The organism is Georgenia sp. G2120 (assembly GCF_055326485.1).
The window spans coordinates 175,844-199,066 of record NZ_JBUZNL010000003.1; the positions used below are offsets into that span (position 1 = coordinate 175,844).

Below are 23,223 nucleotides of genomic sequence, written 5' to 3' on the forward strand. Positions count from 1 at the left end.
TTAGCCCAGCGCCGGCCGCGACTTGTACCGGGCGACGCCCGCCACCGTCACCCGGTCGCCGTCCCCGGCACGGGCCGTGGGCCGGTCGCCGGAGTGGTCGCCCGTGCCGACCCCGAGCGCCCGCGACGCCACCGTCGTCACGGCCCGCCGGTCGACCTTGCCGGGGCCGCGCAGCGGGAGCCGGTCGACCACGACGAGCGCCCGCGGCGCGTGGGCGGGGGAGAGGTCGCCGGTCTGCGCGCGGGCGACGGCGAGGAGCTCCGGCACGCTCGTCGGGCCGGGCGGGCGGCCCGGGGTGAGCACGACGACGGCGACGACGATCTCGCCCCACTCGGGGTCCGGGACGCCGACGACGGCGCACTCCGCGACGTCCGCCATCCCCGTCAGGCGGCGCTCGACCGCGACCGGGGCGACGGTCACGCCGCCGGACGTCACGGCGTCGTCGAGGCGGCCGAGCACCTCGAGCGCGCCGGTGTCCGTGATCCGACCCGCGTCGGTGGTCCGGAGCCGGCCGCCGACGAACGTCGACGCGTCGGCGGCCGCGTCGTCGAGGTAGCCGTGGGCGAGGACGGGGCCGGAGAGCCAGATCCGGCTCTCGTCGTCGACCTCGATCCCGACCCCGTCGAGGGGCCGGCCGTCGTACACGCAGCCGCCCCCGGTCTCCGTCATCCCGTACGTGCGCACCACCCGGATGCCGGCGTCCGCCGCCGCGCGCAGCGTCGAGGGGGCGAGCGCGGCGCCGCCCACGAGGACCGCGCCGAGGCCGGCCAGCGCCCCGGTGACGTCCGGCCCGGCCGCGAGCGCGCGCACGAGCTGGGTCGGCACGAGGGAGAGATAGGCGGGCGCGGGCTCGCCGGTCCCGTCGGCCATCCTCACCACCTCGGCCAGCGCGGCCGGGTCGAAGCCGCCGGTGGTGTCGAGCACGAGCGGGTCGTGGCCGGCCACGGCGGAGCGGGTGAGGATCTGCAGGCCCGCCACGTGGTGCGCGGGTACGGCGAGGACCCAGCGACCCGGGCCGCCGAGGCGCGCGTGGGTGGCGCGGGCCGAGGCGGTGAGCGCGTCGGCGGACAGCGCCACGACGTGGCCGCTCCCGGTCGTCGACCCGGAGGTGCGCAGGAGCGCGGCCGTGCCGTCCGGGACGGGCCGCTCGAGGGAGTCGGCGAGGTCGTCGCGCGCCTGGTCGGGGTCCGTGCCCGGCGCGACCGGCAGGAGCGGGGGGAGGTCGGCGCCGCCGAGGCGGAGCGCGAGTGCCTCGTGCAGGGCGGCGACGTCGCCCTGCCGCGTGCCGCCGGGCAGCACCTCGACGCGCTCCATCACACCGGGTAGGGGAAGCCGGACCAGTCCGGGTCCCGCTTCTCGACGAACGCGTTCCGCCCCTCCTGGGCCTCCGCCGTGCCGTAGGCCAGGCGCGTCGCCTCGCCCGCGAAGACCTGCTGGCCGGCCAGGCCGTCGTCGGCGAGGTTGAAGGCGAACTTGAGCATCCGGATCGCCTGCGGGGACTTCGTCGCGATGATCGCCGCGTACTCCAGGGCCGTGGCCTCGAGCTCGGCGTGGGGGACGGTCTCGTTGACCACGCCCCACCGCTCCGCGTCCTCGGCGGAGTACTCGCGGGCGAGGAAGAAGATCTCGCGCGCCCGCTTGTCGCCGACCTGGCGGGCCAGCAGCGTCGAGCCGTAGCCGGCGTCGAAGCTGCCGACGTCCGCGTCGGTCTGCTTGAACCGCGCGTGCTCGCGCGAGGCGATCGCCAGGTCGCTCACCATGACCAGCGAGTGCCCGCCGCCCGCGGCCCAGCCCGGGATCGCCGCGACGATCACCTTCGGCATCGTCCGCATGAGCCGCTGGACCTCGAGGATGTGCAGCCGGCCGGCGCGCGCCGGGTCGACCTGCTCGCGGCGCGCGCCGGCGTCCGCGCGGTCGTCCGCCTCGTCGACCTCGTACCGGTAGCCGTCCGCGCCGCGGATGCGCTGGTCGCCGCCCGAGCAGAACGCCCACCCGCCGTCCTTCGCCGACGGCCCGTTGCCCGTGAGGATCACGGTCCCGACGTCGGTCGTCAGCCGCGCGTGGTCGAGCGCCCGGTAGAGCTCGTCGACGGTGCGGGGCCGGAAGGCGTTGCGCAGCTCGGGCCGGTCGAACGCGATGCGGACGACCGGCAGGTCCTGCTCGGCGCCCCCGAAGCGGTCGACGCCCCGGTGGTAGGTGACGTCGGAGGCCGACCAGCCCTCGACCTCCCGCCAGACCTGCGGGTCGAACGTCTCGGACACCTGGGCGGGGATCTCGCTCACCGGGCCACGGTAGCCCGGCGTGCGGCGGCGTCGCCCGGCCGACGGGGCGCCGCGCGGTTACCCTGACGCGGTGCCCCACCCCGTCGTGTACTCCACCGCGCTGAGGACCCGCTTCCGGGGCCTCGACCGCCGCGACGGGGTCCTCGTGCGCGGCGACGCCGGCTGGGGCGAGTTCTCGCCCTTCTGGGACTACGACGACGCCGTCTCCGCCCCCTGGCTCGCCGCCGCCCGCGAGGCGGCCGAGACGGGGTACCCCGCCGCCCTGCGGCCCCGTGTCCCCGTCAACGTCACCGTCCCCGCCGTCGGCCCGGAGCGGGCCGCCGAGATCGTCCGCGCCTCCGGCGGGTGCACGACGGCGAAGATCAAGGTCGCCGAGCCCGGCCAGACGCTCGCCGACGAGGTCGAGCGGGTCGCGGCCGTCCGGGAGGCGCTCGGGCCGGACGGGCACATCCGGGTCGACGCCAACGCCGCCTGGGACGTCGACACCGCGATCTCGCGTCTGGCCGAGCTCGACCGAGCCGCCGGCGGGCTGCAGTACGCCGAGCAGCCGGTCGCGGGCGTCGAGGACCTCGCCGAGGTCCGCCGCCGCTCGGGCGTGCGGATCGCCGCCGACGAGTCCGTGCGCCGAGCCGAGGACCCCCTGCGGGTCGCGCGCGCCGCGGCCGCCGACGTCCTCGTGCTCAAGGTCCAGCCGCTCGGCGGCGTGCGCGCCTGCCTGCGGATCGCCGAGGAGGCCGGCCTGCCGGTCGTCGTGTCCTCCGCGCTCGAGTCCTCCGTGGGGCTCGCCGCCGGCGTGGCGCTCGCCGCCGCACTGCCGGAGCACACGCTCGACGGCGTGCCGCTGGCCGCCGGCCTCGCCACCGGGCACCTGCTCGAGGACGACGTGACGAGCGACCCGCTCCTGCCCTCCGGCGGCCACCTCCCCGTCCGCGCGGTCGAGCCCGACGCGGTCCCCGCCGCCGACGACGAGACCCGCGCGCGGTGGGTCGCCCGTCTCGAGTCCGTGGCGGCGGTCCGATGAGCGCCCACCTCGTCGCCCGCGACGTCGTCCGCGCCCTCGTCGCCGGGGGAGTGCGCGACGTCGTCCTCGCACCCGGATCGCGCTCCGCCCCGCTCGCCCATGCCCTGCACGCCGCCGAGCGGGTCGGCTGGCTCCGGCTGACCGTGCGCATCGACGAGCGGGTCGCCGCCTTCGTCGCCCTCGGCCTGTCCCGCGCCGGCGAGCTGACCGCGAACCCGGAGCTCCCCCCGGCGCTCGCCCGCCGGCCCGTCGCCGTCGTCACCACCTCCGGCACCGGCGTGGCCAACCTCCACCCCGCCGTCCTCGAGGCCGACGCCGCGGGCGTGCCCCTCGTCCTGCTCACCGCCGACCGGCCCCACGAGCTGCGCGGCACCGGCGCCAACCAGACCACCGACCAGGTCGGCCTCTTCGGACCGGCGCTGCGTCACCTCGTCGACGTGCCCGCAGGCGCCCCGGACGGGCCCGCGCTCACCCAGCACGTCGCGCGCGCGCTGGCCGCCGCCACCGGCGCCCGCACGCGGGACCCCGGGCCGGTCCAGCTCAACCTCGCGTTCCGCGAGCCGCTCGCGCCGGAGACCCCGTGGGAGCCGGGGGAGGCGCCCGAGGTCCGGCCCGTCGCGGCCCCCGCTGCGTCGCTCTCGCTGCACGCCCTCGAGCGCGGGCCGCGCACCGTCGTCGTCGCCGGGGACGGCGCGGGGGCGGCGGCCCGGAGGCTCGCCGAGCGCGGCGGCTGGCCGCTGCTGGCCGAGCCCACGTCCGGCGCCCGCGGTGGCCGGTGCGCCGTCAACGCCTACCGCGAGCTGCTCGACCTGCCCCAGCTCGGCGGGCGGATCGAGCGCGTCGTCGTCGCCGGTCATCCCACGCTCTCCCGCCCCGTCACCCGCCTGCTCGGGTGGGCGGAGCCGGACATCGTCGTCGTCGCACCGACCGGGCGGTGGCCGGACGCCGCCGGCACCGCGTCCGTGGTGGCGCAGGGGTGCACGGTCGAGGGCGAGCCGGGTCCCGACGAGAACGCCTGGCTCGACCTCTGGCTCGACGCCGGGCGGTCCGTCGTCGCGCGCCTGTCCCACCCCGCCGCCGGACCGCCCGACGACGGGACGATCGACGCCCTCGGGGCCGCGGCCACCGTCGCCGGGGTCGCGCGCCGCTCCGGGACCCTGCTGCTCGGCGCCTCCCGCGTGGTCCGCGACGTCGACCTCGTCGGCCAGCCGTGGATGGACCCGCTCCCGCACGTGCTGTCCAACCGCGGGCTCGCCGGCATCGACGGCACGATCTCGACCGCGGTCGGCCTCGCGCGCGGCAGCGGCGGCCCCGTCCGCGTCCTCCTCGGCGACCTCACGTTCCTCCACGACGCCGGTGGCCTGCTGCTCGGCGCCCTCGAGGAGGACGTCGACGTCCAGGTGGTCGTCGCCGACGACTCCGGCGGCGCGATCTTCGCCCTCCTCGGCCACGCCGACGCCTCCCCTGACGGCTTCGCCCGCCTGTTCACCACGCCCCAGCGCGCCGACCTCGAGGCCCTCGCCCGCGGCTACGGCGCCGCCTACCGGGCGCCGGCCACCCTCGACGAGCTCCGGACGATCCTCGGCGAGCCGATCGTCGGCCGGTCGGTCGTCCACGTCCGGGTCGGCGAGCGCCGGGCCGAGACCTCGCGCGCCAGGTCGCTCATCTAGTGGCGGCCGAGGGACCGGGTCTGGCCGAGCTCCTCGCGGGCCCCGTCGCGGGGCTCGCGCTGTGGACGCGCGGCGGGCGGGGCGTCGCCGGCCGCGGCGGGACCGTGCTCGCGCTGACCGGGCCGCGCCGGCTGCAGCGCCTGGCCGGCCTCTGGCGCCTGCTCGACGTGGGGGTGGTCGGGACCGACGGCGCCGCGGTCGCCCTCGTCTCCTCGACCTTCGACGACGACTCGCCGAGCCCGTCGCTCCTCCACGTCCCGGCCGAGACGGTCCGGGTGGGGGGTCGCACCGGCGGCAGCGACACCGGCCGGACCGAACGGTGGATCCAGCGCGTGACGCCGGAGTCGCTGCGGGCGGCGCTCGACGCCGACGCGGCACTCGCAGGGGCCTCGCACGGAGCGCGCGTGGCCGAGACCGCGGACGTCGTCGGCCCGCGGGTCGCCGGCGGCAGCGCGGGGGCGGTCGCCGCCGGCGACGACGGCGACGGCGACGGCGACGGCGAGGCGTACACGTCCCTCGTGCGTGCCGTGCTCGGCGACATCGCCTCCGGCGCTGTCGAAAAGGTCGTCACGGCGCGCCAGGTCCCCATCGCCGCCGATCCGCAGGTCCTCGACCAGCTGCCCGCCCGGCTCGCGCAGGCCTACCCGGACGCCTGGACCTACGCCGTCGGCGGCCTCGTCGGCGCCTCGCCCGAGATGCTCGCCGCCCGCCGCGGCGAGAGGATCGCCTCCCGCGTCCTCGCCGGCTCGCTGCCCCGCGGGGAGCGGCCCGACGACGAGCTCGTCGCCGAGCTCCTCGCCGACCCGCGGATGCGCTCCGAGCACGAGCACGCCGCCTGGTCCGTCCTCGACCCGCTGCGCGCGGTGGCCGCGCTCGACGACGAGCGGCCCGAGCCGTACGTCCTCACGCTGCCGAACATCCACCACCTCGCCACCGACGTCGCGGGCCGCCTCGGTGAGGGGGCCGGTCTGCTCGACGTCGTCGACGCGATCCACCCGACGGCCGCGGTGGCCGGGACCCCGCGGGCGGCGGCGATGGCGATCATCGCCCGCCGCGAGCGCCACGACCGGGGGCGCTACGCGGGCCCCGTCGGCTGGCTCGACTCGGACGGGGACGGCGAGATCGGTCTCGCGCTGCGGTGCGGGCAGGTCGAGGGCGCCTCGATCCGGCTGCACGCCGGGGGCGGCATCGTCGCCGGCGCCGACCCGGACGCGGAGCTCGCCGAGACCGAGAGCAAGCTGCGGCCGGTGCGCGAGGCGCTCGCCGCCGCCGCTGCCGACCTCGCCGGCTGACCGGCGAGCTCGCCTTCCCAGCCCGTTCCCAGCCTCGCGGCCACTCGTCCAGCGGTCGGGCAGGTTCTCCCCGGGACACTCCGAGGAGCGCCGTGTTCTCTCGTCCTCGTCCCCACGGATCGAGCACGACGAGGAGCACGAGATGAGCGAGCAGCACCCCCAGCGCGGCGACGACGGCGGCCGGTGGACCCCGTCCCCGACCTCGCCCCCGGCCGGCGACCCGGCGACGACGAGCGTGACCCCGGCGGCGCCGTCCGCCCCGCGCGCGACCGGCTCGCGGCACGTCGTCCTCGCCGCCCTGCTCGCCGCGGTCCTCGCGTCCGGGACGACCGTCGCGCTCACGCGCGCCACGGACGACGCCGGGGGCCTCGCGGAGACCGTCCAGGCGCTCGCCGCCCAGCAGGAGGCGGGCGCCGCGTCCGGCGAGGGCACCGCGGGCCCCGCGGCGGTCGAGGGCGCCGGCGGCGACGCGACGGGTACCGCCGTCCCGGCGAGCGCCGCGGGCGAGGACGGCTGGAGCGAGGTCGTCGCAGAGGTCACGCCGTCCGTCGTCGCCGTGTCCGTGCGCACCGGCCAGGGCGAGGGGTCCGGCTCCGGGGTCGTCCTCGACGAGGCGGGGCACGTCCTTACCAACGCCCACGTCGTCTCGGGCGCCGAGGAGGTGACCGTCACCCTCGACGACGGGCGGCTGCTCGAGGCCGAGGTCGTCGGCACCGACGAGTCCTCCGACCTCGCCGTGCTCGCGCTCGCCGAGGCGCCGGACGACCTCGTCCCCGCTACCCTGGGCTCCGACGCGGACCTCGCCGTCGGCGACTCCGTCCTCGCCGTCGGCAACCCGCTCGGGCTGCGCGGGACCGCCACCACCGGCATCGTCTCCGCCCTCGACCGCCCGGTGACCACCACCGACGCGAGCGGCGAGGGCCCCGTCGTGACCGCCGCCGTCCAGGTCGACGCCGCGGTCAACCCCGGCAACTCGGGCGGCCCGCTGTTCGACGCGCAGGGGAGGGTCGTCGGCATCACGAGCTCGATCGCCACGATGTCCGGCTCCGGCGGGCAGGGCGGCAGCATCGGGGTCGGGTTCGCGATCCCCGTCGACCTCGCCTCGCGCGTGGCCGGCGAGCTCATCGAGGACGGCACCGCCGAGCACGCGTTCCTCGGCGTCGCGCTCGACGACGGCGAGGCGGCCGCCGGCGGCGAGGTGCGCGCCGGCGCCGTCGTCCGGGCCGTCGAGCCCGGCAGCCCCGCCGACGAGGCCGGCCTGCGTGAGGGGGACGTCGTCACCGCCCTCGACGACGCCGCGGTCGGCTCGGCGGCCGCGCTCACCGCCGCCGTGAGGGAGCACGTGGGTGGCGACGAGGTCGTCCTCGCGGTCGTCCGCGACGAGGAGGAGTCCGACGTCGGCGTGACGCTCGCGGCGGCCCCCGCCTCCGACGGGTGACCGACCGCCCGCCCGCGCGCGGGCACCTGCGACACTGGCGGGCGTGAACCGAGCCGAGCTGGACAAGGACCCCCGTGAGGTCGCGGGGATGTTCGACGACGTCGCCCAGCGCTACGACCTCACCAACGACGTGCTCAGCGCCGGTCAGGTGCGCATCTGGCGCGCGGCCTCGCGGCGCGCGCTCGACGCCGGCCCCGGGGACCGGGTGCTCGACCTCGCCGCCGGTACCGGCACGTCCTCCTCGGAGCTGGCCGACCGGGGTGTCGACGTCGTCTCCTGCGACTTCTCCACCGGGATGCTCTCGGTCGGCAAGCGGCGCCGGCCCGATCTCGCGTTCGTCGCCGGGGACGCGACCGCCCTGCCGTTCGCGGACGAGTCGTTCGACGCGGTGACGATCTCGTACGGCCTGCGCAACGTGGTCGACCACGCCGCCGCGCTGCGCGAGATGCTGCGGGTGACACGACCGGGCGGACGCCTCGTCGTCACCGAGTTCTCGACGCCGACCTGGGCGCCCTGGCGGGCGGCGTACCGACTCTTCCTCACCGGGGTGCTGCCGCGGCTCGCCCGGCTCAGCTCGTCGAACAACCCCGCGTACGGCTACCTCGCCGAGTCGATCGAGGACTGGCCGGACCAGGCCGGGGTGTCCGACGTCGTGCGTGCCGCCGGGTGGACCGCCGTGCAGCACAGGAACCTCTCGGGCGGCATCGTCGCCGTCCACCGGGCCCGCCGCCCGGAGTAGCCCGGGGGTGACCCCGGGACCGCCGCAAGGGACCCTGGACCCGGGTATTACGTGCGGTGAATGTCCCGGAATTCCGCGGATTCCGTGGGGGCGACGAGGATCACGTCGGGGGTGCCGAACCGGCCTGTGGGCGGGCTTACGATTCTTCGGGCGGACCCCCCGACCAGCGAACGAAGGAGCTCGACCGTGCCTGCCGCACCTGTGGCCGACGAGGCGGACGTCCTCGTCGTCGGTGCCGGACCGGCGGGCGCGAGCGTCTCCCACTACCTCGCCCAGCAGGGTCACCGCGTGATCGTCCTCGAGAAGTCGAGGTTCCCGCGGGACAAGGTCTGCGGGGACGGCCTCACGCCCCGCGCGGTCGCCGAGCTCATCCGCATGGGCGTGCCCACGCGCGAGGAGGACGGCTGGATCCGCAACCACGGGCTGCGCACCTCCGGGGCCGGCCACCGCATCGAGATCCCGTGGCCCGAGCTGTCCTCGATGCCGTCCTACGGGCTCGCGCGCGCCCGCACGAGCCTCGACGAGACGCTCGCCCGCCACGCCGAGGCGTCCGGCGCCGACCTGCGCGAGGGCCTGAGCGTGACCGGGGCCGTGCGGCACGAGCGCACCGGCCGGGTCGTCGGCGTCACCGCCCGGCCGGTGGACGAGAAGGGCCGTCGCGCGGGCGACGAGGTCACCTACCGCGCGCCGCTCGTCGTCGACGCCGGGGGAGTGTCCGCACGGCTGGCCACCTCCGTGGGGATCGAGAAGGACGCCGGCCGCCCCATGGGCGTCGCGATCCGCACCTACTTCCGCACCCCGCGGCACGACGACCCGATGATGGAGTCGTTCCTCGAGCTGTGGGACGGAAAACCGGGCGAGTCGAACCTCCAGCCCGGCTACGGCTGGATCTTCGCGCTCGGCGACGGCACCGCGAACGTCGGCCTCGGCACCCTCTCGCCGACCGCCACGCCGACCCGGCTCGACTACAAGGGCCTGTTCGCCACGTGGATGCAGAACGTCCCCGAGGAGTGGGGCTTCACGCCCGAGAACCAGGTCGGCGAGCTGCGCAGCGCCGCCCTGCCCATGGCCTTCAACCGCAAGCCGCACTACGCCAACGGGCTCCTCCTGGTCGGCGACGCCGGCGGCATGGTCTCCCCGTTCAACGGCGAGGGCATCGCCTACGCCCTGCAGTCCGGCCGCATCGCCGCCGACGTCATGGGCCAGGCGCTCGCGCGCACCTCGGACTACGAGCGGGTCAAGGCGCTGCGCACCTACCCGCGCATCATGGCCGACGAGCTCGGCGGCTACTTCACGCTCGGCCGGGGCTTCGCCCACCTCATCTCCCACCCGCGGATCATGCGGGCGTGCGTGAAGTACGGGCTCCCGCGGCCCGTGCTCATGGAGTTCGTCATGAAGCTCCTCGCCGACGGGTACGACCCGCGCGGCGGGGACTGGATGGACCGCGTCATCGCGGCGCTCGCCAAGGCGGCACCGGTGTCATGACGACCCGTACCGAACGTGCCGGGTCCGTCCCGGCGAACGTCTACCCTGGAGGACGGGACCGGCGGGCGCGGACCTGGACACCGCAGCCCGGCAGGATCGCCGGACCGTTGACGTCGACGGAGGACGCATGACCAACCCCTACGTGCCGCTGCTCATCATGATGGTGGTCGCGGCGGCCCTGGCCCTCGGCGGACTCGGTGCGAGCGCGATCATCGGCCCGAAGAAGTACAACCGCGTCAAGGTCGCCAACTACGAGTGCGGCGTCGACCCGACGCCCCGGGCGCCCTCGGCCGGCCGGTTCCCGGTGAAGTACTACCTCATCGCGATGACCTTCATCATCTTCGACATCGAGGTCGTCTTCCTCTACCCGTGGGCGGTCGCGTTCACCGAGCTCGCCGCCTTCGGTCTCGTCGCGATGCTCGTCTTCATCGCGCTCATCACCGTGCCCTACATCTACGAGTGGCGCCGCGGGGGCCTCGAGTGGGACTGACCCACCGCTGACCGACCGCCCCCACCCGCCCCGCCACGCACCACCCGAAAGGACCCCACATGGGTATCGAGGAGAAGCTCCCCGCAGGGTTCGGTCTCACCACCGTCGAGGCCGTCGCCGGCTTCGCCCGGTCGAACTCGCAGTGGCCGGTCACCATGGGCCTCGCGTGCTGCGCCATCGAGATGATGGCCGCCGGCACCCCGCGCTTCGACATGGCCCGGTTCGGCCTCGAGGTCTTCCGCGCCTCGCCCCGGCACGCCGACGTGATGATCGTGTCGGGCCGCGTGAGCCACAAGATGGCCCCGGTCGTCCGCAACGTCTACGACCAGATGTCGGACCCCAAGTGGGTGATCTCCATGGGCGTGTGCGCCTCCTCGGGCGGCATGTTCAACAACTACGCGATCGTCCAGGGGTGCGACCACATCGTGCCGGTCGACATCTACCTGCCCGGCTGCCCGCCGCGGCCCGAGATGCTCATCAACGCCATCCTCGAGCTGCGCGAGCAGGTCAAGAAGGCGCCGCTCGGCGTCAACCGGGTCGAGGCCGCCCGCGCGGCCGAGCGTGCCGCCCTCGGCGCCACCCCGACCCACGAGATGAAGGGGCTCCTCGCGTGAGCGGCACCGACGCCGGCGGTGACATCGCCGCCGCCCCCGGACCGGACGGGCGCACCGAGCTCGACGTCGTGGCCGTGCGCCGCGGCCAGTTCGGCGTCCACGGCTCCGGCGACACCTCGGGCTTCGGCGGCCTCGTCGTGGCCGTCACCGAGCCCGAGGCCGCGCAGCGCCCCTACGGCGGCTGGTTCGACGAGGTCGTCGACGTCCTGCGCGAGGTCCTCGGCGAGCAGGGCATCGACCCCGACGCGGCGATCGAGCGCGTGGTGATCGAGCACGGCGACCTCACCCTGCACATCGCCGCCGAGCACCTCGTGGCGGTGGCACGCGCGCTGCGCGACGACCAGGACCTGCGCTTCGAGCTGTGCCTCGGCGTCTCCGGCGTGCACTTCCCCCAGCACACGGGCCGCGAGCTGCACGCCGCCTACCACCTCATGTCGATCACGCACGGGCGCTCGATCGCCCTCGAGGTCACCTGCCCCGACGCGCACCCGCACATCCCCTCGCTGGTCGCGGTCTACCCGGGCAACGACTGGCACGAGCGCGAGACGTTCGACCTGTTCGGCATCGTGTTCGACGGCCACCCCGCCCTCGCGCGCATCCTCATGCCCGACGACTGGGTCGGGCACCCGCAGCGCAAGGACTACCCGCTCGGCGGCATCCCGGTGGAGTACAAGGGTGCCACCGTCCCGCCGCCCGACACCCGGAGGTCGTACAGCTGATGTCCGCCCCCACCATGCCCAGCGCACCCGGCCCCGCCCTCGGCGAGGAGGAGCCGGACTTCATCGCCGACGGCGGCGACTGGTCCGACATCGCCGCCGAGGCCGAGCGCCTCGGCGAGGAGCGCATCGTCGTCAACATGGGGCCCGTCCACCCCTCGACGCACGGCGTGCTCCGGCTCATCCTCGAGATCGACGGCGAGACGGTGCACGAGGTGCGGGTCGGCCTCGGCTACCTGCACACCGGCATCGAGAAGAACATGGAGTACCGCACCTGGACCCAGGGCGTGACCTTCTGCACGCGCATGGACTACGTGGCGCCGTTCTTCCAGGAGGTCGCCTACTGCCTCGGGGTCGAGAAGCTCCTCGGCATCACCGACCAGATCCCCGAGCGGGCCAGCCAGATCCGGGTCCTGCTCATGGAGCTCAACCGGATCAGCTCCCACCTCATCGCGGTCGGCACCGCCGGCAACGAGCTCGGCGCCACGACGATGATGACCCTCGGCTTCCGCGGCCGGGAGAACATCCTCGACATCTTCGAGCGAGTCTCCGGCCTGCGCATGAACCACGCCTACATCCGGCCCGGCGGCGTGGCCCAGGACCTGCCGCCCGGCACGGTGGAGTTCGTCCGCGAGCGGCTCGCCGACATCCGGTTGTCCGTCGTCGAGATGATGAAGCTGACGATGGAGAACCCGCTGTTCAAGCTGCGGCACGTCGACGTCGGCGTCATCTCGCTGTCCGGCGCCCTCGCCCTCGGCCTGACCGGGCCCTGCCTGCGCGCCACCGGCCTCCCGGCGGACCTGCGCAAGACCGACCCGTACTGCGGCTACGAGACCTACGAGTTCAACGTCGTCACCAAGGAGCGCTCGGACGCCTTCAACCGCGTCCAGGCGCGCTTCGAGGAGTGCTTCGAGTCGCTGCGGATCGTCCTCCAGGTGCTCGACCGCCTCGAGGCCTCCGCCGGGCAGCCGACGATGGTCGAGGACAAGAAGATCGCCTGGCCGGCGCAGCTCTCGGTGGGCACCGACGGCCAGGGCAACAGCCTCGACCACATCCGCCACATCATGGGCGAGTCGATGGAGTCGCTCATCCACCACTTCAAGCTCGTCACCGAGGGCTTCCGGGTCCCGCCGGGCCAGGCGCACGTGGCGATCGAGCACGCGAAGGGCGTCATGGGCGTCCACCTCGTCTCCGACGGGGGGACGCGCCCCTACCGGGCGCACTTCCGCGACCCGTCGTTCTCCAACCTGCAGTCGATGTCGCTGATGAGCGAGGGCGGCCAGCTGGCCGACGTCGTCGTCATCCTCGCCTCGCTCGACCCCGTCCTCGGAGGAGTGGACCGATGACCGAGCAGACCTACGCGCCGGACGTCGCCGAGTCGCTGACCGCCGACATCGCGGCGATCGTCGCCCGCTACCCCTCGCCGCGCTCGGCGCTGCTGCCGATGCTCCACCTCGTGCAGTCCGTCGACGGCTACGTCTCCGCCCGCGGCATCGCGCTGTGCGCCGAGGCCCTGTCGATCACGCGCGCCGAGGTCTCCGCCGTCGCGACGTTCTACAGCCAGTACAAGCGCCACCCCAACGGCGAGTACAACGTGGGCGTCTGCACGAACGCCCTGTGCGCGGTCATGGGCGGCGACCAGATCTTCGAGGCGGTCTCCGACCACCTCGGGGTCGGCCACGACGAGACCACGCCCGACGGCCGGATCACCCTCGAGCAGCTCGAGTGCAACGCGGCCTGCGACTACGCCCCGGTCGTCATGGTCAACTGGGAGTTCTTCGACAACCAGACCCCGGCCTCGGCCACGGCGCTGGTCGACGAGATCGCCGCCGGCCGCCCCGTCCACCCCACGCGCGGCGCCACCACGGTGGGCACGTTCAAGGAGATCTCCCGCGTGCTCGCGGGCTTCGAGGACGGCCGCGCCGACGAGGGGCCCGGTGCCGGCGAGGCCTCCCTGCTCGGCCTGCGCATCGCCCGGGCCAACGGCTGGACCTCTCCGCGCGAGGACCACGGCGCGGACGACCACCACCTCGCCGCCGAGGTCGCGGGCGCCGCGCCCGTGGGCGACACCGGCTCGAGCGCCGACCACCAGGTGCCCACCCGGGGCGAGGCCGACCCCGGGACGGCCGGCCGCACGGTCTCCGAGGAGGAGAAGTGACACTCACCAGCCCCGGCACCCTCACGCCGGTCCTCTCCGACATCTGGGACGCCCCGCGATCCTGGACCCTCGACACCTACCGCGACCACGGCGGCTACCAGGGGTGGGACAAGGCTCTGACGATGCCCCCCGGCGAGGTCGTCGACCTCGTCAAGGGCTCCGGCCTGCGCGGCCGCGGCGGCGCCGGCTTCCCCACCGGCCTCAAGTGGTCCTTCCTCCCGCCGGCCGACGGAGGGCCGCGCTACCTGGTCGTCAACGCCGACGAGTCCGAGCCCGGCACGTGCAAGGACATCCCGCTGCTCATGGCGAACCCGCACTCCCTCATCGAGGGCATGGCGATCACCAGCTACGCCATCGGCGGCCACCACGCCTTCATCTACCTGCGCGGCGAGACGGTCCACGTCTACCGCCGCCTGCTCGCCGCCGTGCGCGAGGCCCGCGAGGCCGGGCTCATCGGCACCGGGCTGGGGCCGGACGGCGACTACCACCTCGAGATCACCGTCCACGCCGGTGCCGGGGCCTACATCTGCGGCGAGGAGACGGCGCTGCTCGACTCGCTCGAGGGACTGCGCGGGCAGCCGCGGCTCAAGCCGCCGTTCCCCGCCGTCGCCGGCCTCTACGCGCGGCCCACGGTCGTCAACAACGTCGAGTCGATCGCCTCGGTCCCCGGGATCCTCTCCCGCGGCCAGGACTGGTTCACCGCGATGGGCACGGAGAAGTCCGCGGGCCACGGCCTGTTCTCGGTCTCCGGCCACGTGACCAACCCCGGCCAGTTCGAGGCGCCGTTCGGCATCACCATGCGTGAGCTCATCGAGATGGCCGGCGGCGTCCGCGCCGGGCACCGGCTCAAGTTCTGGACCCCGGGCGGCTCCTCGACCCCGATCCTCACCGACGAGCACCTCGACGTGCCGCTCGACTACGAGTCGGTCGGCGCCGCCGGGTCCATGCTCGCCACCCGGGCGCTCATGGTCTTCGACGAGACCGTGTCCGTGGTCCGGGTGATCTCGAAGTGGACGGACTTCTACCAGCACGAGTCCTGCGGCAAGTGCACGCCCTGCCGCGAGGGGACCTTCTGGATGAAGCAGGTCATGCACCGGCTCGAGGACGGCCGCGGGCTGCCTTCGGACGTCGACCTCCTCCTCGAGGTCTCAGCCAACATCGCCGGCCGCTCGTTCTGCGCGCTCGGCGACGCGTCGGCCACCCCCATCCAGTCCGGCATCGCGCACTTCCGCGACGAGTTCGAGGCCGGCTGCCACACGCCCGCGCGGGAGCTCTTCCCCTACGAGGCGTCGGCGATCTTCCACGAGGCAGGTGTGCGATGACCCAGACCCAGGAGCAGGCCGCGCCGGCGGCCCCCGAGCTCGTCACGGCCACGATCGACGGCCGCGAGGTGTCCGTGCCCAAGGGCACGCTCATCATCCGGGCCGCCGAGCAGGTCGGCATCCAGGTGCCCCGGTTCTGCGACCACCCCCTCCTCAAGCCCGCCGGCGCGTGCCGGCAGTGCCTCGTGGACGTGGCCAGCCCGGACCGCGAGGGCAACCTCAAGAAGATGCCCAAGCCGCAGGCCTCCTGCACGATGGAGGTGACGCCGGGCATGGTCGTGGCCACCCAGCACACCTCCGAGGTGGCCGACAAGGCGCAGCACGGCATCATGGAGTTCCTCCTCATCAACCACCCGCTCGACTGCCCGGTGTGCGACAAGGGCGGCGAGTGCCCCCTGCAGAACCAGGCGATGAGCAACGGCCGCGCCGAGAGCCGGTTCGTCGACGTCAAGCGGACGTTCCCCAAGCCGATCGCGATCTCCACGCAGATCCTCCTCGACCGCGACCGCTGCATCCTGTGCCAGCGCTGCACCCGGTTCTCCTCCGAGATCGCCGGCGACGCCTTCATCGCGCTCCAGGGCCGTGGCGGCGGCACCCCCGGCCGCGAGGTGCACGCCCTCAACGGCTCGCAGGTCGGTGGCTTCGACGCCGACGTCCTCGGGTTCGACGACGCCGGGCTCCCCGACGCCACGGGCGTCCCGTTCGCCGGCCCCGACGGCGTGCCCGGCATGTCCTCCGGCCACGCGACCGCCCCGATGGGTGCGGCCGAGGCCGACACCTCCGGCCGGCCGTTCACCTCCTACTTCTCGGGCAACACGATCCAGATCTGCCCCGTCGGCGCGCTGACGTCGGCGATGTACCGGTTCCGCTCGCGGCCCTTCGACCTCGTCTCCACCCCGTCGGTCGCCGAGCACGACGCGTCCGGCTCGGCCATCCGGGTCGACCACCGCCGCGGCGCCGTCGTCCGCCGCCTCGCGGGCAACGACCCCGAGGTCAACGAGGAGTGGATCACCGACAAGGACCGGTTCGCCTACCACTGGCAGGACGCGCCGGACCGCCTGCGGATGCCGCTCGTGCGCGACCAGGCCACCGGGGAGATGCACGAGACCAGCTGGTCCGAGGCCCTCTCGGTCGCCGGCTCCGAGCTGGCCCGCGCCGCCGCTGCCGGCGGCGTCGGCGTGCTCCCCGGCGGGCGCCTCACCCTCGAGGACGCCTACGCGTGGTCGAAGTTCGCCCGCACGGTGCTCCGCACGAACGACGTCGACCATCGCGCGCGCCCGCACAGCGCCGAGGAGGCCGACTTCCTCGCCTCCCACGTGGCGGCGACCGGCCTCGGGGTGACCTACCGCGACCTCGAGCGCGCCGGCCGCGTGCTCCTCGTCGCGCTCGAGCCCGAGGAGGAGTGCGGCACGATCTTCCTCCGCCTGCGCAAGGGCGTCCTCGCCGGCACGGCACGGGTCACCACCCTCGCGCCGATGGCCACCCGCGGGACCACGAAGATGCGCGCCGACCTCGTCGAGGTCGTCCCCGGCGGCGAGCCCGCCGCGCTGGACGCCCTGGGCGACGAGCTGCTCTCCGAGCTGTCCGCTCCCGGCGCCGTCATCCTCGTCGGCGAGCGCGCGGCGGCCCTGCCCGGCACGCTCACCGCCGTCGCCCGCCTCGCCGAGCGCACCGGGGCCCGCCTCGCGTGGGTGCCGCGGCGCGCGGGGGAGCGCGGCGCCGTCGACGCCGGCCTGCTGCCGACCCTCCTGCCCGGCGGCCGCCCCGTGGCCGACCCGGCCGCGCGCGCCGACGCCGGCGCCGTGTGGGGCATCGACTCCCTGCCCGACCGTCCCGGCCGCGCCCACCGCGAGATCCTGCGGGCCGCCGCCTCCGGCGAGCTGACCGGCCTCCTGATCGGCGGCGTCGAGACGCTCGACATGATGGACCCCGCGGCCGCGCTGCGGGCGATCGGCCAGGTCGACGTGCTCGTCCAGCTCGAGGTGCGCCGCAACGCGATCTCCGAGCTCGCCGACGTCGTCCTGCCCGTGGCCCCGCCGGTCGAGAAGGCCGGCTCGTTCGTCAGCTGGGAGGGGCGCGTGCGTCCCTTCGGGCAGGTCCTCGCGTCCCACGCGCAGTCCGACCGCCTCGTGCTCGCCGACATCGCGCGCGAGATGGGTCGCGACCTCGGCCTCGGGACCCTCGCCGAGCTGCACGCCGAGCTCGCCGAGCTCGACCCGTGGGACGGCCCGGTCGTCACGAGCGACGACACCGCGGGGGCGCCCGCGGCGCGCCAGCAGCCCGGCGCCGGCCAGGCGGTCCTCGCCACGTGGAAGCTGCAGCTCGACGCCGGCCGCGGCCAGGACGGCGAACCGCACCTCGCGGGGACCGCGCACCGCCCGGTGCTCCGCCTCTCGCCGGCCACGGCCCGCGCGGTCGGCGCCGTCGACGGCGGCCGCGTCCGCCTCACCGGACCGACCGGCTCGCTCACCCTGCCGCTGACCGTCACGCGGATGGCCGACGGTGTGGTGTGGGTGCCCGAGAACTCCCCGGGCAGCGCCGTGCGCGCCCAGACCGGGGCCGGCGCCGGCAGCGTCGTCACCGTCACCACCGCGGAGGCCCAGCAGTGATCACCCCGGTCATGTCCACCGCCTCGGCGCTGCCGACGGCGGACTTCAGCCACGACACCTGGTGGATCTCCCTCATCAAGGCCGTCGTCATCGTCGTCCTCCTGCTCACCGGCGTCCTCATGGCGCTGTGGGTCGAGCGGCGCGGGCTCGGCAAGATGCAGACCCGCGAGGGACCCAACGTGCTCGGCCCGTGGGGCCTGTTCCAGGCGGTCGCCGACGCCCTCAAGCTCGTCCTCAAGGAGGACATCCAGCTCAAGGGCGCGGACCGGGTCCTCTACATGCTCGCGCCCGGCATCGCCGCGTTCTGCGCGTTCATGGTGCTCGCCGTCATCCCGATGGGTCCGGACATCACCAACGGCGCCGACCCGACGTGGTGGACGCCGATGCAGCTGACCGACGTCCCGGTCTCCGTGCTCTACATCCTCGCGATCACCGCGCTCGGCGTGTACGGCATCGTGCTGGGCGGCTGGTCGTCGAACTCGACCTACCCGCTGCTCGGCGCCGTGCGCTCCTCCGCGCAGGTCATCTCCTACGAGCTGTCGATGGGCCTCGCGCTCGTCTCGGTCTTCCTCGTGTCCGGCTCGATGGCGACGTCCCAGATCGTCGACGCGCAGACCAACGTGTGGTGGGCGATCTCGCTGCTGCCGGCGTTCGTCATCTACGTGGTCTCGATGGTCGCCGAGGTCAACCGGCTGCCCTTCGACCTGCCCGAGGCCGAGGGCGAGCTCGTGGCGGGGCACTCCATCGAGTTCTCCTCGATGAAGTTCGCGTGGTTCTACCTCGCCGAGTACGTCAACATGTTCAACGTCTCGGCCGTCGCGACCACGCTGTTCCTCGGCGGCTGGCGGATCCCGTTCCTCTCGGACCACATCGTGTGGTGGGCCGCGCCGATCGTCGGGTTCCTCGTCTTCTGGCTCAAGGTCTGGGCCTGCATGTTCGTCATGATCTGGATGCGCGGCACCCTCCTGCGCGTGCGCTACGACCAGCTGATGAACCTCGGCTGGAAGATCCTCATCCCGGCCGCGCTCGTCTGGCTGGTCGCGGTCGCGATCATCCAGGGGGTGCGCCAGTTCAGCGACTTCGAGCTGTGGCAGCTGCTCGCGGTCATCGCCGGGCTGCTCGTCGTCGTCATGATCGTCACCTTCCTCCTCCCGGAGAAGAAGGAGCCCGACGACGAGGAGCGCGATCCCGAACCGTTCGACGCCTTCGCCGGCGGCTTCCCCGTCCCGCCGCTGCCCGGCCAGACCCTGCCCCCGTCGCCCCGCGCGGGCCGACGCCGGGCCGACGCCGCCGAGCCGGTCGTCGCCAGCAGCGCCCGGGCGAGCGCCGCCGAGCGGGGCACCGCCACCGACGCCACCACCGAGGAGGCCTGACATGGCTGACGAGAAGGGCTCCGAGCTGAGCCGCCGCATCACCGCGGACGACGTGGTCGTGCGCAACGGTGACGAGGAGATCCGCCTCGCTCCGGACGTCCCCGGGCCCGTGGGGTCGCTCCTCGCGCCCGTCGCCGGGTTCGGCGTGACGATCACGTCGATGTTCCGGCCCTCCCGCACGGTCCAGTACCCGTTCGAGAAGCCCCCGACGCAGCCGCGCTACCACGGCCGTCACCTGCTCAACCGGTACGCCGACGGGCTCGAGAAGTGCATCGGCTGCGAGCTGTGCGCGTGGGCGTGCCCCGCGGACGCCATCTACGTCGAGGCGGGCCCGAACGGCCCCGACGGTCAGTACTCGCCCGGCGAGCGCTACGGCCGCGTCTACCAGATCAACTACCTGCGTTGCATCTTCTGCGGGTACTGCATCGAGGCCTGCCCGACCCGCGCCCTGACGATGTCCAACGACTTCGAGCTGGCCGGACCCACCCGCGAGGGCCTCATCTACGAGAAGGGCGACCTGCTCGCGCCGCTGGCCGACGGCATGCTCGCCGCCCCCCACCCGATGGTGGCCGGAGCGACCGACGCCGACTACTACCGCGGCGAGGTCACCGGCCCCACCGCCGAGCAGGTCGAGTGGGTCGAGACCCACCGGCCCGACGACGAGACGCTCGCCTCCGCCCGCGAGGCCGTGGCCGCAGGTGCGAAGGGGACCGCGCGATGACCCCCACCCCCGTCATGACGGTGCCCGGCGAGATCGGCGGCGGCGAGACCGCGCTGTTCTGGGTCCTCGCGGCCGTCATGGTCATCGCCTCGAGCGGGCTGCTGTTCGCCCGCCGCGCGGTCTACGCCGCCGTGTCGCTCATCCTCGTCATGCTCTGCCTCGCCGTGATGTACGTGGCCCAGGGCGCCCCCTTCCTCGGGGTCGTCCAGGTGGTCGTCTACACCGGCGCGATCATGATGCTCTTCCTCTTCGTCCTCATGCTCGTCGGCGTCGACGCCGCCGACTCGCTGCACGAGACGATCCGCAACCAGCGCTGGGTCGCGGTCGTCGGGGGAGTCGGCCTGCTCGCCGTGCTCGTCGGCGTCGGGGCCCAGGCCGTCGGTCTGCCCGACTCGGCGGGTCTCGCGGCCGCGAACGCCGACTCGAACCCGGTCGGGGTGGCGCGCGTCCTGTTCGGCGACTTCGTCCTCACGATGGAGCTCACGGGCGCCCTGCTCATCACCGCCGCCCTCGGCGCGGTCGTCCTCACCCACCGCGAGCGGCTCACGCCGAGGACCACGCAGGTCGAGGTCGAGGCCGCCAAGATGCGGGCGTTCAAGGAGGACGGCGCCCGGATCGGCCAGCTGCCGACGCCCGGCGTCTACGCCCGGTCCAACGCCGCCGACCTGCCGGCCCTGTCCGCCGCGGGCGAGCCGATCGTCGAGTCCGTGCCCCGGGTGCTGCGCATCCGCGGGCAGGAGCGCACGATCGGCGAGGTCAGCCCCGAGACCGTGGCCGCCGTCGCCCGGTCGCGCACCGAGCCGGCCCGCGGCCTGCACGGCCGCGACGCGACGCGCAGCGTGGGTCGCGCCGGCCTGCCCGCCATGCCCGGCGAGCCCGCCCCGATACCGCTCGTGCCCGGCTCGCCCGGTCGCGAGGTCGTCGCCCGGCGCCGCGCCGCGCGCGCCGAGGCCGCCCGCACCGCGGCCGAGCAGAGCTCCGAGACCACCGCAGGGGACGACCGATGAACCCGATGAACTACGTGGTGCTCGCCGGCATCCTCTTCGCCGTCGGCGCCACGGCGGTGCTCGTGCGCCGCAACGCGATCGTCCAGCTCATGGGCGTCGAGCTCATGCTCAACTCGGCCAACCTCGTGCTCGTGACGTTCTCGCGCGTGCACGGCGACCTCACCGGGCAGGTGGCCGCGTTCTTCGTCATGGTCGTCGCCGCGGCCGAGGTCGTGGTCGGCCTGGCGATCATCGTGTCCGTGTTCCGCACCCGTCGGTCCGCCTCGGTCGACGACGTCAACCTCATGAAGAGCTGAAGGGAGCACGATGACCACCGCCACCCTTCACGCCGTCACCGAGGTCGCCGCGCCCGTGGCCGCCGACGGCCCCGCGAGCCTGGCCTGGCTGCTCGTCGCCGTGCCGCTCGTCGGCGCAGCGGTCCTGCTGCTGTCCGGCCGCGCCGCGAACGCCTGGGGCCACTGGCTCGGCGTCCTCGCCTCCGCCGCGACCTTCGTCGTCGCCGCCTGGATCACGGTCGACATGCTCGGTCGCGACGCGGGGGACCGTGTCATGGACCTCCACCTGTACGACCTGCTGCCCGCCGGCACGCTCGACGTCTCCCTCGGGATGCGGATCGACCCGCTGTCGATGACGTTCGTCCTGCTCGTCACGCTCGTCGGCACGCTCATCCACATCTACGCCGTGGCGTACATGGAGCACGACCGCGACCGGCGCCGGTTCTTCGCCTACCTCAACCTCTTCGTCGCGGCGATGCTCCTGCTCGTCCTCGGCAACAGCTACCTCGTGCTGTTCGTCGGCTGGGAGGGCGTGGGCCTCGCCTCGTACCTGCTCATCGGGTTCTGGAACCACGTGCCCGAGTACGCGGTCGCGGCGAAGAAGGCGTTCGTCATGAACCGCGTCGGCGACATGGGCCTGCTCATGGCGATGGCCGCGATGTTCGCCGGCCTGGGCACCGTCAGCTTCGCCGGCGTGGCCGAGACCGCGCCCGCCGCGTCGACCGGCCTGCTCACCGTCATCGGGCTGCTCCTCCTGCTCGCCGCGTGCGGCAAGTCGGCGCAGTTCCCGCTCCAGGCCTGGCTCGGCGACGCGATGGCCGGCCCCACCCCGGTCTCGGCGCTCATCCACGCGGCGACGATGGTCACCGCCGGCGTCTACCTCGTGGTGCGCTCCGGCCCGATCTTCGACCTCACGCCGGACGCGCGGATGGTCGTCGCGGTCGTCGGCGCGATCACGCTGCTGTTCGGCGCGATCGTCGGCTGCGCGAAGGACGACCTCAAGAAGGTCCTCGCCGCCTCGACGATGTCCCAGATCGGGTACATGATCCTCGCCGCGGGGCTCGGCCCGATCGGCTACGCGTTCGCGATCTTCCACCTCGTCACGCACGGCTTCTTCAAGGCCGGCATGTTCCTCGGGGCCGGCTCGGTCATGCACGGGATGAACGACCAGGTCGACATGCGCCGGTTCGGCGGCCTGTCGAAGGTCATGCCGATCACGTGGATCACGTTCGGCCTGGGTTGGCTCGCGATCCTCGGCATCCCGCCGTTCTCCGGCTTCTGGTCGAAGGACAAGATCATCGAGACCGCGTTCGTGCCCCAGGACGGCCACGCCGGCTGGGAGCCGTGGGTCTTCGGCATGGTCACGCTGATCGGTGCCGGCATCACGGCCTTCTACATGTCCCGGCTGTTCTTCATGACCTTCCACGGGAAGCGCCGCTGGACCACCGCTGAGGAGGGCTCCGAGGTCCACCCGCACGAGTCGCCGTGGCTGATGACCGTCCCGATGATCGTCCTCGCGATCGGCTCGGTGGGCCTGGGCTTCGCGCTCCAGCTCGGCGGCGGGTTCGTCACCTGGCTCGAGCCGGTGACCGGCCACCACGAGCACGCCGAGCCGGTCCTCGCGGTCCCGGTCATCATGGGCGCGACGATCGCGATCGTCCTGCTCGGCGCCGTGATCGCCTGGGCGATGTACGCGCGCCGCGAGGTGCCCGCCGTGGCCCCCGCCGGCAACGTGCTCGTCACCGCCGCCCGCAACGACCTGTACCAGGACGCCGTCAACGAGGGCATCTTCATGCGCCCGGGCCAGCAGCTCACGCGCGGCCTCGTCGAGGCCGACCGGGGAGTCGTCGACGGCGCCGTCATGGGCACCGCCTCGGCCACCGCCGGTCTGGGCCGCCTCCTGGGCAGGCTCCAGAACGGATTCGTCCGCAGCTACGCCGCACTGATGACGGCCGGCACCGTGCTCGCCCTGCTCGCCGTCCTGGCCTGGCGTCTCTAGGCCGAGGGAAGA

At 74.3% G+C, this 23,223-nt stretch carries 20 protein-coding genes; 18 read left to right on the forward strand and 2 right to left on the reverse strand.

Annotation, left to right across the window (positions count from 1 at the left end; all coding sequences use genetic code 11):
* Nucleotides 1-1,314 carry an AMP-binding protein gene (locus tag ACZLMO_RS04755; protein WP_463653115.1) on the reverse strand — a complete coding sequence of 438 codons (1,314 nt, stop codon included), beginning with the start codon at nucleotides 1,312-1,314 and terminating at the stop codon, nucleotides 1-3.
* A complete protein-coding gene (locus ACZLMO_RS04760; protein WP_463653039.1) occupies nucleotides 1,314-2,282 on the reverse strand; it encodes a 1,4-dihydroxy-2-naphthoyl-CoA synthase in 969 nt (322 codons plus the stop codon). The genes ACZLMO_RS04755 and ACZLMO_RS04760 overlap by 1 nt, the downstream gene beginning before the upstream one ends.
* 70 nt (nucleotides 2,283-2,352) lie before the next feature.
* On the opposite strand from ACZLMO_RS04760, the gene ACZLMO_RS04765 reads away from it, so the two are divergent.
* The 18 genes from ACZLMO_RS04765 to nuoL all read left to right on the forward strand — a co-directional run bounded on the left by ACZLMO_RS04765 (nucleotide 2,353) and on the right by nuoL (nucleotide 23,211).
* Nucleotides 2,353-3,303: an o-succinylbenzoate synthase gene (locus ACZLMO_RS04765; protein ID WP_463653040.1), complete on the forward strand. Its 951-nt coding sequence runs from the start codon at nucleotides 2,353-2,355 to the stop codon at nucleotides 3,301-3,303.
* A complete protein-coding gene (menD, locus tag ACZLMO_RS04770; protein ID WP_463653041.1) occupies nucleotides 3,300-4,973 on the forward strand; it encodes a 2-succinyl-5-enolpyruvyl-6-hydroxy-3-cyclohexene-1-carboxylic-acid synthase in 1,674 nt (557 codons plus the stop codon). Before ACZLMO_RS04765 ends, menD begins: the two co-directional genes overlap by 4 nt.
* Nucleotides 4,973-6,265, forward strand: coding sequence for an isochorismate synthase (locus tag ACZLMO_RS04775; RefSeq protein WP_463653042.1), 1,293 nt, complete (start codon nucleotides 4,973-4,975; stop codon nucleotides 6,263-6,265). Before menD ends, ACZLMO_RS04775 begins: the two co-directional genes overlap by 1 nt.
* Nucleotides 6,266-6,407: 142 nt before the next feature.
* The gene (locus ACZLMO_RS04780) at nucleotides 6,408-7,703 is read left to right on the forward strand and encodes a S1C family serine protease (RefSeq protein WP_463653043.1); all 1,296 of its coding nucleotides are present in this window, start codon (nucleotides 6,408-6,410) and stop codon (nucleotides 7,701-7,703) included.
* 43 nt (nucleotides 7,704-7,746) lie between these two features.
* A complete protein-coding gene (locus ACZLMO_RS04785; RefSeq protein ID WP_463653044.1) occupies nucleotides 7,747-8,442 on the forward strand; it encodes a demethylmenaquinone methyltransferase in 696 nt (231 codons plus the stop codon).
* A gap of 186 nt (nucleotides 8,443-8,628) precedes the next feature.
* Complete coding sequence (locus tag ACZLMO_RS04790; protein ID WP_463653045.1) at nucleotides 8,629-9,927, forward strand: geranylgeranyl reductase family protein; 1,299 nt, start codon at nucleotides 8,629-8,631, stop codon at nucleotides 9,925-9,927.
* Between the two features lie 127 nt (nucleotides 9,928-10,054).
* Nucleotides 10,055-10,417 carry an NADH-quinone oxidoreductase subunit A gene (locus ACZLMO_RS04795; protein ID WP_425713652.1) on the forward strand — a complete coding sequence of 121 codons (363 nt, stop codon included), beginning with the start codon at nucleotides 10,055-10,057 and terminating at the stop codon, nucleotides 10,415-10,417.
* 59 nt (nucleotides 10,418-10,476) lie between these two features.
* Nucleotides 10,477-11,031 carry a NuoB/complex I 20 kDa subunit family protein gene (locus ACZLMO_RS04800; protein WP_425713651.1) on the forward strand — a complete coding sequence of 185 codons (555 nt, stop codon included), beginning with the start codon at nucleotides 10,477-10,479 and terminating at the stop codon, nucleotides 11,029-11,031.
* Entirely contained in the window at nucleotides 11,028-11,750 is a 723-nt protein-coding gene (locus ACZLMO_RS04805) for an NADH-quinone oxidoreductase subunit C (protein ID WP_463653046.1), read from the forward strand. Before ACZLMO_RS04800 ends, ACZLMO_RS04805 begins: the two co-directional genes overlap by 4 nt.
* Nucleotides 11,750-13,093: an NADH-quinone oxidoreductase subunit D gene (locus ACZLMO_RS04810; protein WP_463653047.1), complete on the forward strand. Its 1,344-nt coding sequence runs from the start codon at nucleotides 11,750-11,752 to the stop codon at nucleotides 13,091-13,093. Before ACZLMO_RS04805 ends, ACZLMO_RS04810 begins: the two co-directional genes overlap by 1 nt.
* Nucleotides 13,090-13,905 carry an NADH-quinone oxidoreductase subunit NuoE gene (gene nuoE, locus ACZLMO_RS04815; RefSeq protein WP_463653048.1) on the forward strand — a complete coding sequence of 272 codons (816 nt, stop codon included), beginning with the start codon at nucleotides 13,090-13,092 and terminating at the stop codon, nucleotides 13,903-13,905. The genes ACZLMO_RS04810 and nuoE overlap by 4 nt, the downstream gene beginning before the upstream one ends.
* A complete protein-coding gene (nuoF, locus tag ACZLMO_RS04820) occupies nucleotides 13,902-15,227 on the forward strand; it encodes an NADH-quinone oxidoreductase subunit NuoF (protein ID WP_463653049.1) in 1,326 nt (441 codons plus the stop codon). Before nuoE ends, nuoF begins: the two co-directional genes overlap by 4 nt.
* A complete protein-coding gene (locus ACZLMO_RS04825) occupies nucleotides 15,224-17,836 on the forward strand; it encodes an NADH-quinone oxidoreductase subunit G (protein WP_463653050.1) in 2,613 nt (870 codons plus the stop codon). Before nuoF ends, ACZLMO_RS04825 begins: the two co-directional genes overlap by 4 nt.
* An 11-nt stretch (nucleotides 17,837-17,847) precedes the next feature.
* Entirely contained in the window at nucleotides 17,848-19,209 is a 1,362-nt protein-coding gene (nuoH, locus tag ACZLMO_RS04830) for an NADH-quinone oxidoreductase subunit NuoH (RefSeq protein WP_425713645.1), read from the forward strand.
* A gap of 1 nt (nucleotide 19,210) precedes the next feature.
* Entirely contained in the window at nucleotides 19,211-19,930 is a 720-nt protein-coding gene (nuoI, locus tag ACZLMO_RS04835; RefSeq protein WP_463653051.1) for an NADH-quinone oxidoreductase subunit NuoI, read from the forward strand.
* On the forward strand, nucleotides 19,927-20,937 hold the full coding sequence (locus ACZLMO_RS04840; RefSeq protein WP_463653052.1) for an NADH-quinone oxidoreductase subunit J: 1,011 nt from the start codon (nucleotides 19,927-19,929) through the stop codon (nucleotides 20,935-20,937). The genes nuoI and ACZLMO_RS04840 overlap by 4 nt, the downstream gene beginning before the upstream one ends.
* Nucleotides 20,934-21,233: an NADH-quinone oxidoreductase subunit NuoK gene (gene nuoK, locus ACZLMO_RS04845; RefSeq protein ID WP_425713642.1), complete on the forward strand. Its 300-nt coding sequence runs from the start codon at nucleotides 20,934-20,936 to the stop codon at nucleotides 21,231-21,233. Before ACZLMO_RS04840 ends, nuoK begins: the two co-directional genes overlap by 4 nt.
* 10 nt (nucleotides 21,234-21,243) lie before the next feature.
* Nucleotides 21,244-23,211 carry an NADH-quinone oxidoreductase subunit L gene (gene nuoL, locus ACZLMO_RS04850; RefSeq protein WP_463653053.1) on the forward strand — a complete coding sequence of 656 codons (1,968 nt, stop codon included), beginning with the start codon at nucleotides 21,244-21,246 and terminating at the stop codon, nucleotides 23,209-23,211.
* Nucleotides 23,212-23,223 lie beyond the last annotated feature (12 nt).

Bases quoted from the DNA above. Each gene is read 5' to 3' on its own strand.
- ACZLMO_RS04800 (WP_425713651.1), top strand. From the start codon at position 10,477: ATGGGTATCGAGGAGAAGCTCCCCGCAGGGTTCGGTCTCACCACCGTC.
- ACZLMO_RS04825 (WP_463653050.1), top strand. From the start codon at position 15,224: ATGACCCAGACCCAGGAGCAGGCCGCGCCGGCGGCCCCCGAGCTCGTC.
- menD (WP_463653041.1), top strand. From the start codon at position 3,300: ATGAGCGCCCACCTCGTCGCCCGCGACGTCGTCCGCGCCCTCGTCGCC.
- nuoH (WP_425713645.1), top strand. From the start codon at position 17,848: ATGTCCACCGCCTCGGCGCTGCCGACGGCGGACTTCAGCCACGACACC.
- nuoL (WP_463653053.1), top strand. From the start codon at position 21,244: ATGACCACCGCCACCCTTCACGCCGTCACCGAGGTCGCCGCGCCCGTG.
- nuoE (WP_463653048.1), top strand. From the start codon at position 13,090: ATGACCGAGCAGACCTACGCGCCGGACGTCGCCGAGTCGCTGACCGCC.
- ACZLMO_RS04755 (WP_463653115.1), bottom strand. From the start codon at position 1,314: ATGGAGCGCGTCGAGGTGCTGCCCGGCGGCACGCGGCAGGGCGACGTC.
- ACZLMO_RS04810 (WP_463653047.1), top strand. From the start codon at position 11,750: ATGTCCGCCCCCACCATGCCCAGCGCACCCGGCCCCGCCCTCGGCGAG.
- ACZLMO_RS04840 (WP_463653052.1), top strand. From the start codon at position 19,927: ATGACCCCCACCCCCGTCATGACGGTGCCCGGCGAGATCGGCGGCGGC.
- ACZLMO_RS04780 (WP_463653043.1), top strand. From the start codon at position 6,408: ATGAGCGAGCAGCACCCCCAGCGCGGCGACGACGGCGGCCGGTGGACC.
- nuoK (WP_425713642.1), top strand. From the start codon at position 20,934: ATGAACCCGATGAACTACGTGGTGCTCGCCGGCATCCTCTTCGCCGTC.
- nuoI (WP_463653051.1), top strand. From the start codon at position 19,211: ATGGCTGACGAGAAGGGCTCCGAGCTGAGCCGCCGCATCACCGCGGAC.
- ACZLMO_RS04795 (WP_425713652.1), top strand. From the start codon at position 10,055: ATGACCAACCCCTACGTGCCGCTGCTCATCATGATGGTGGTCGCGGCG.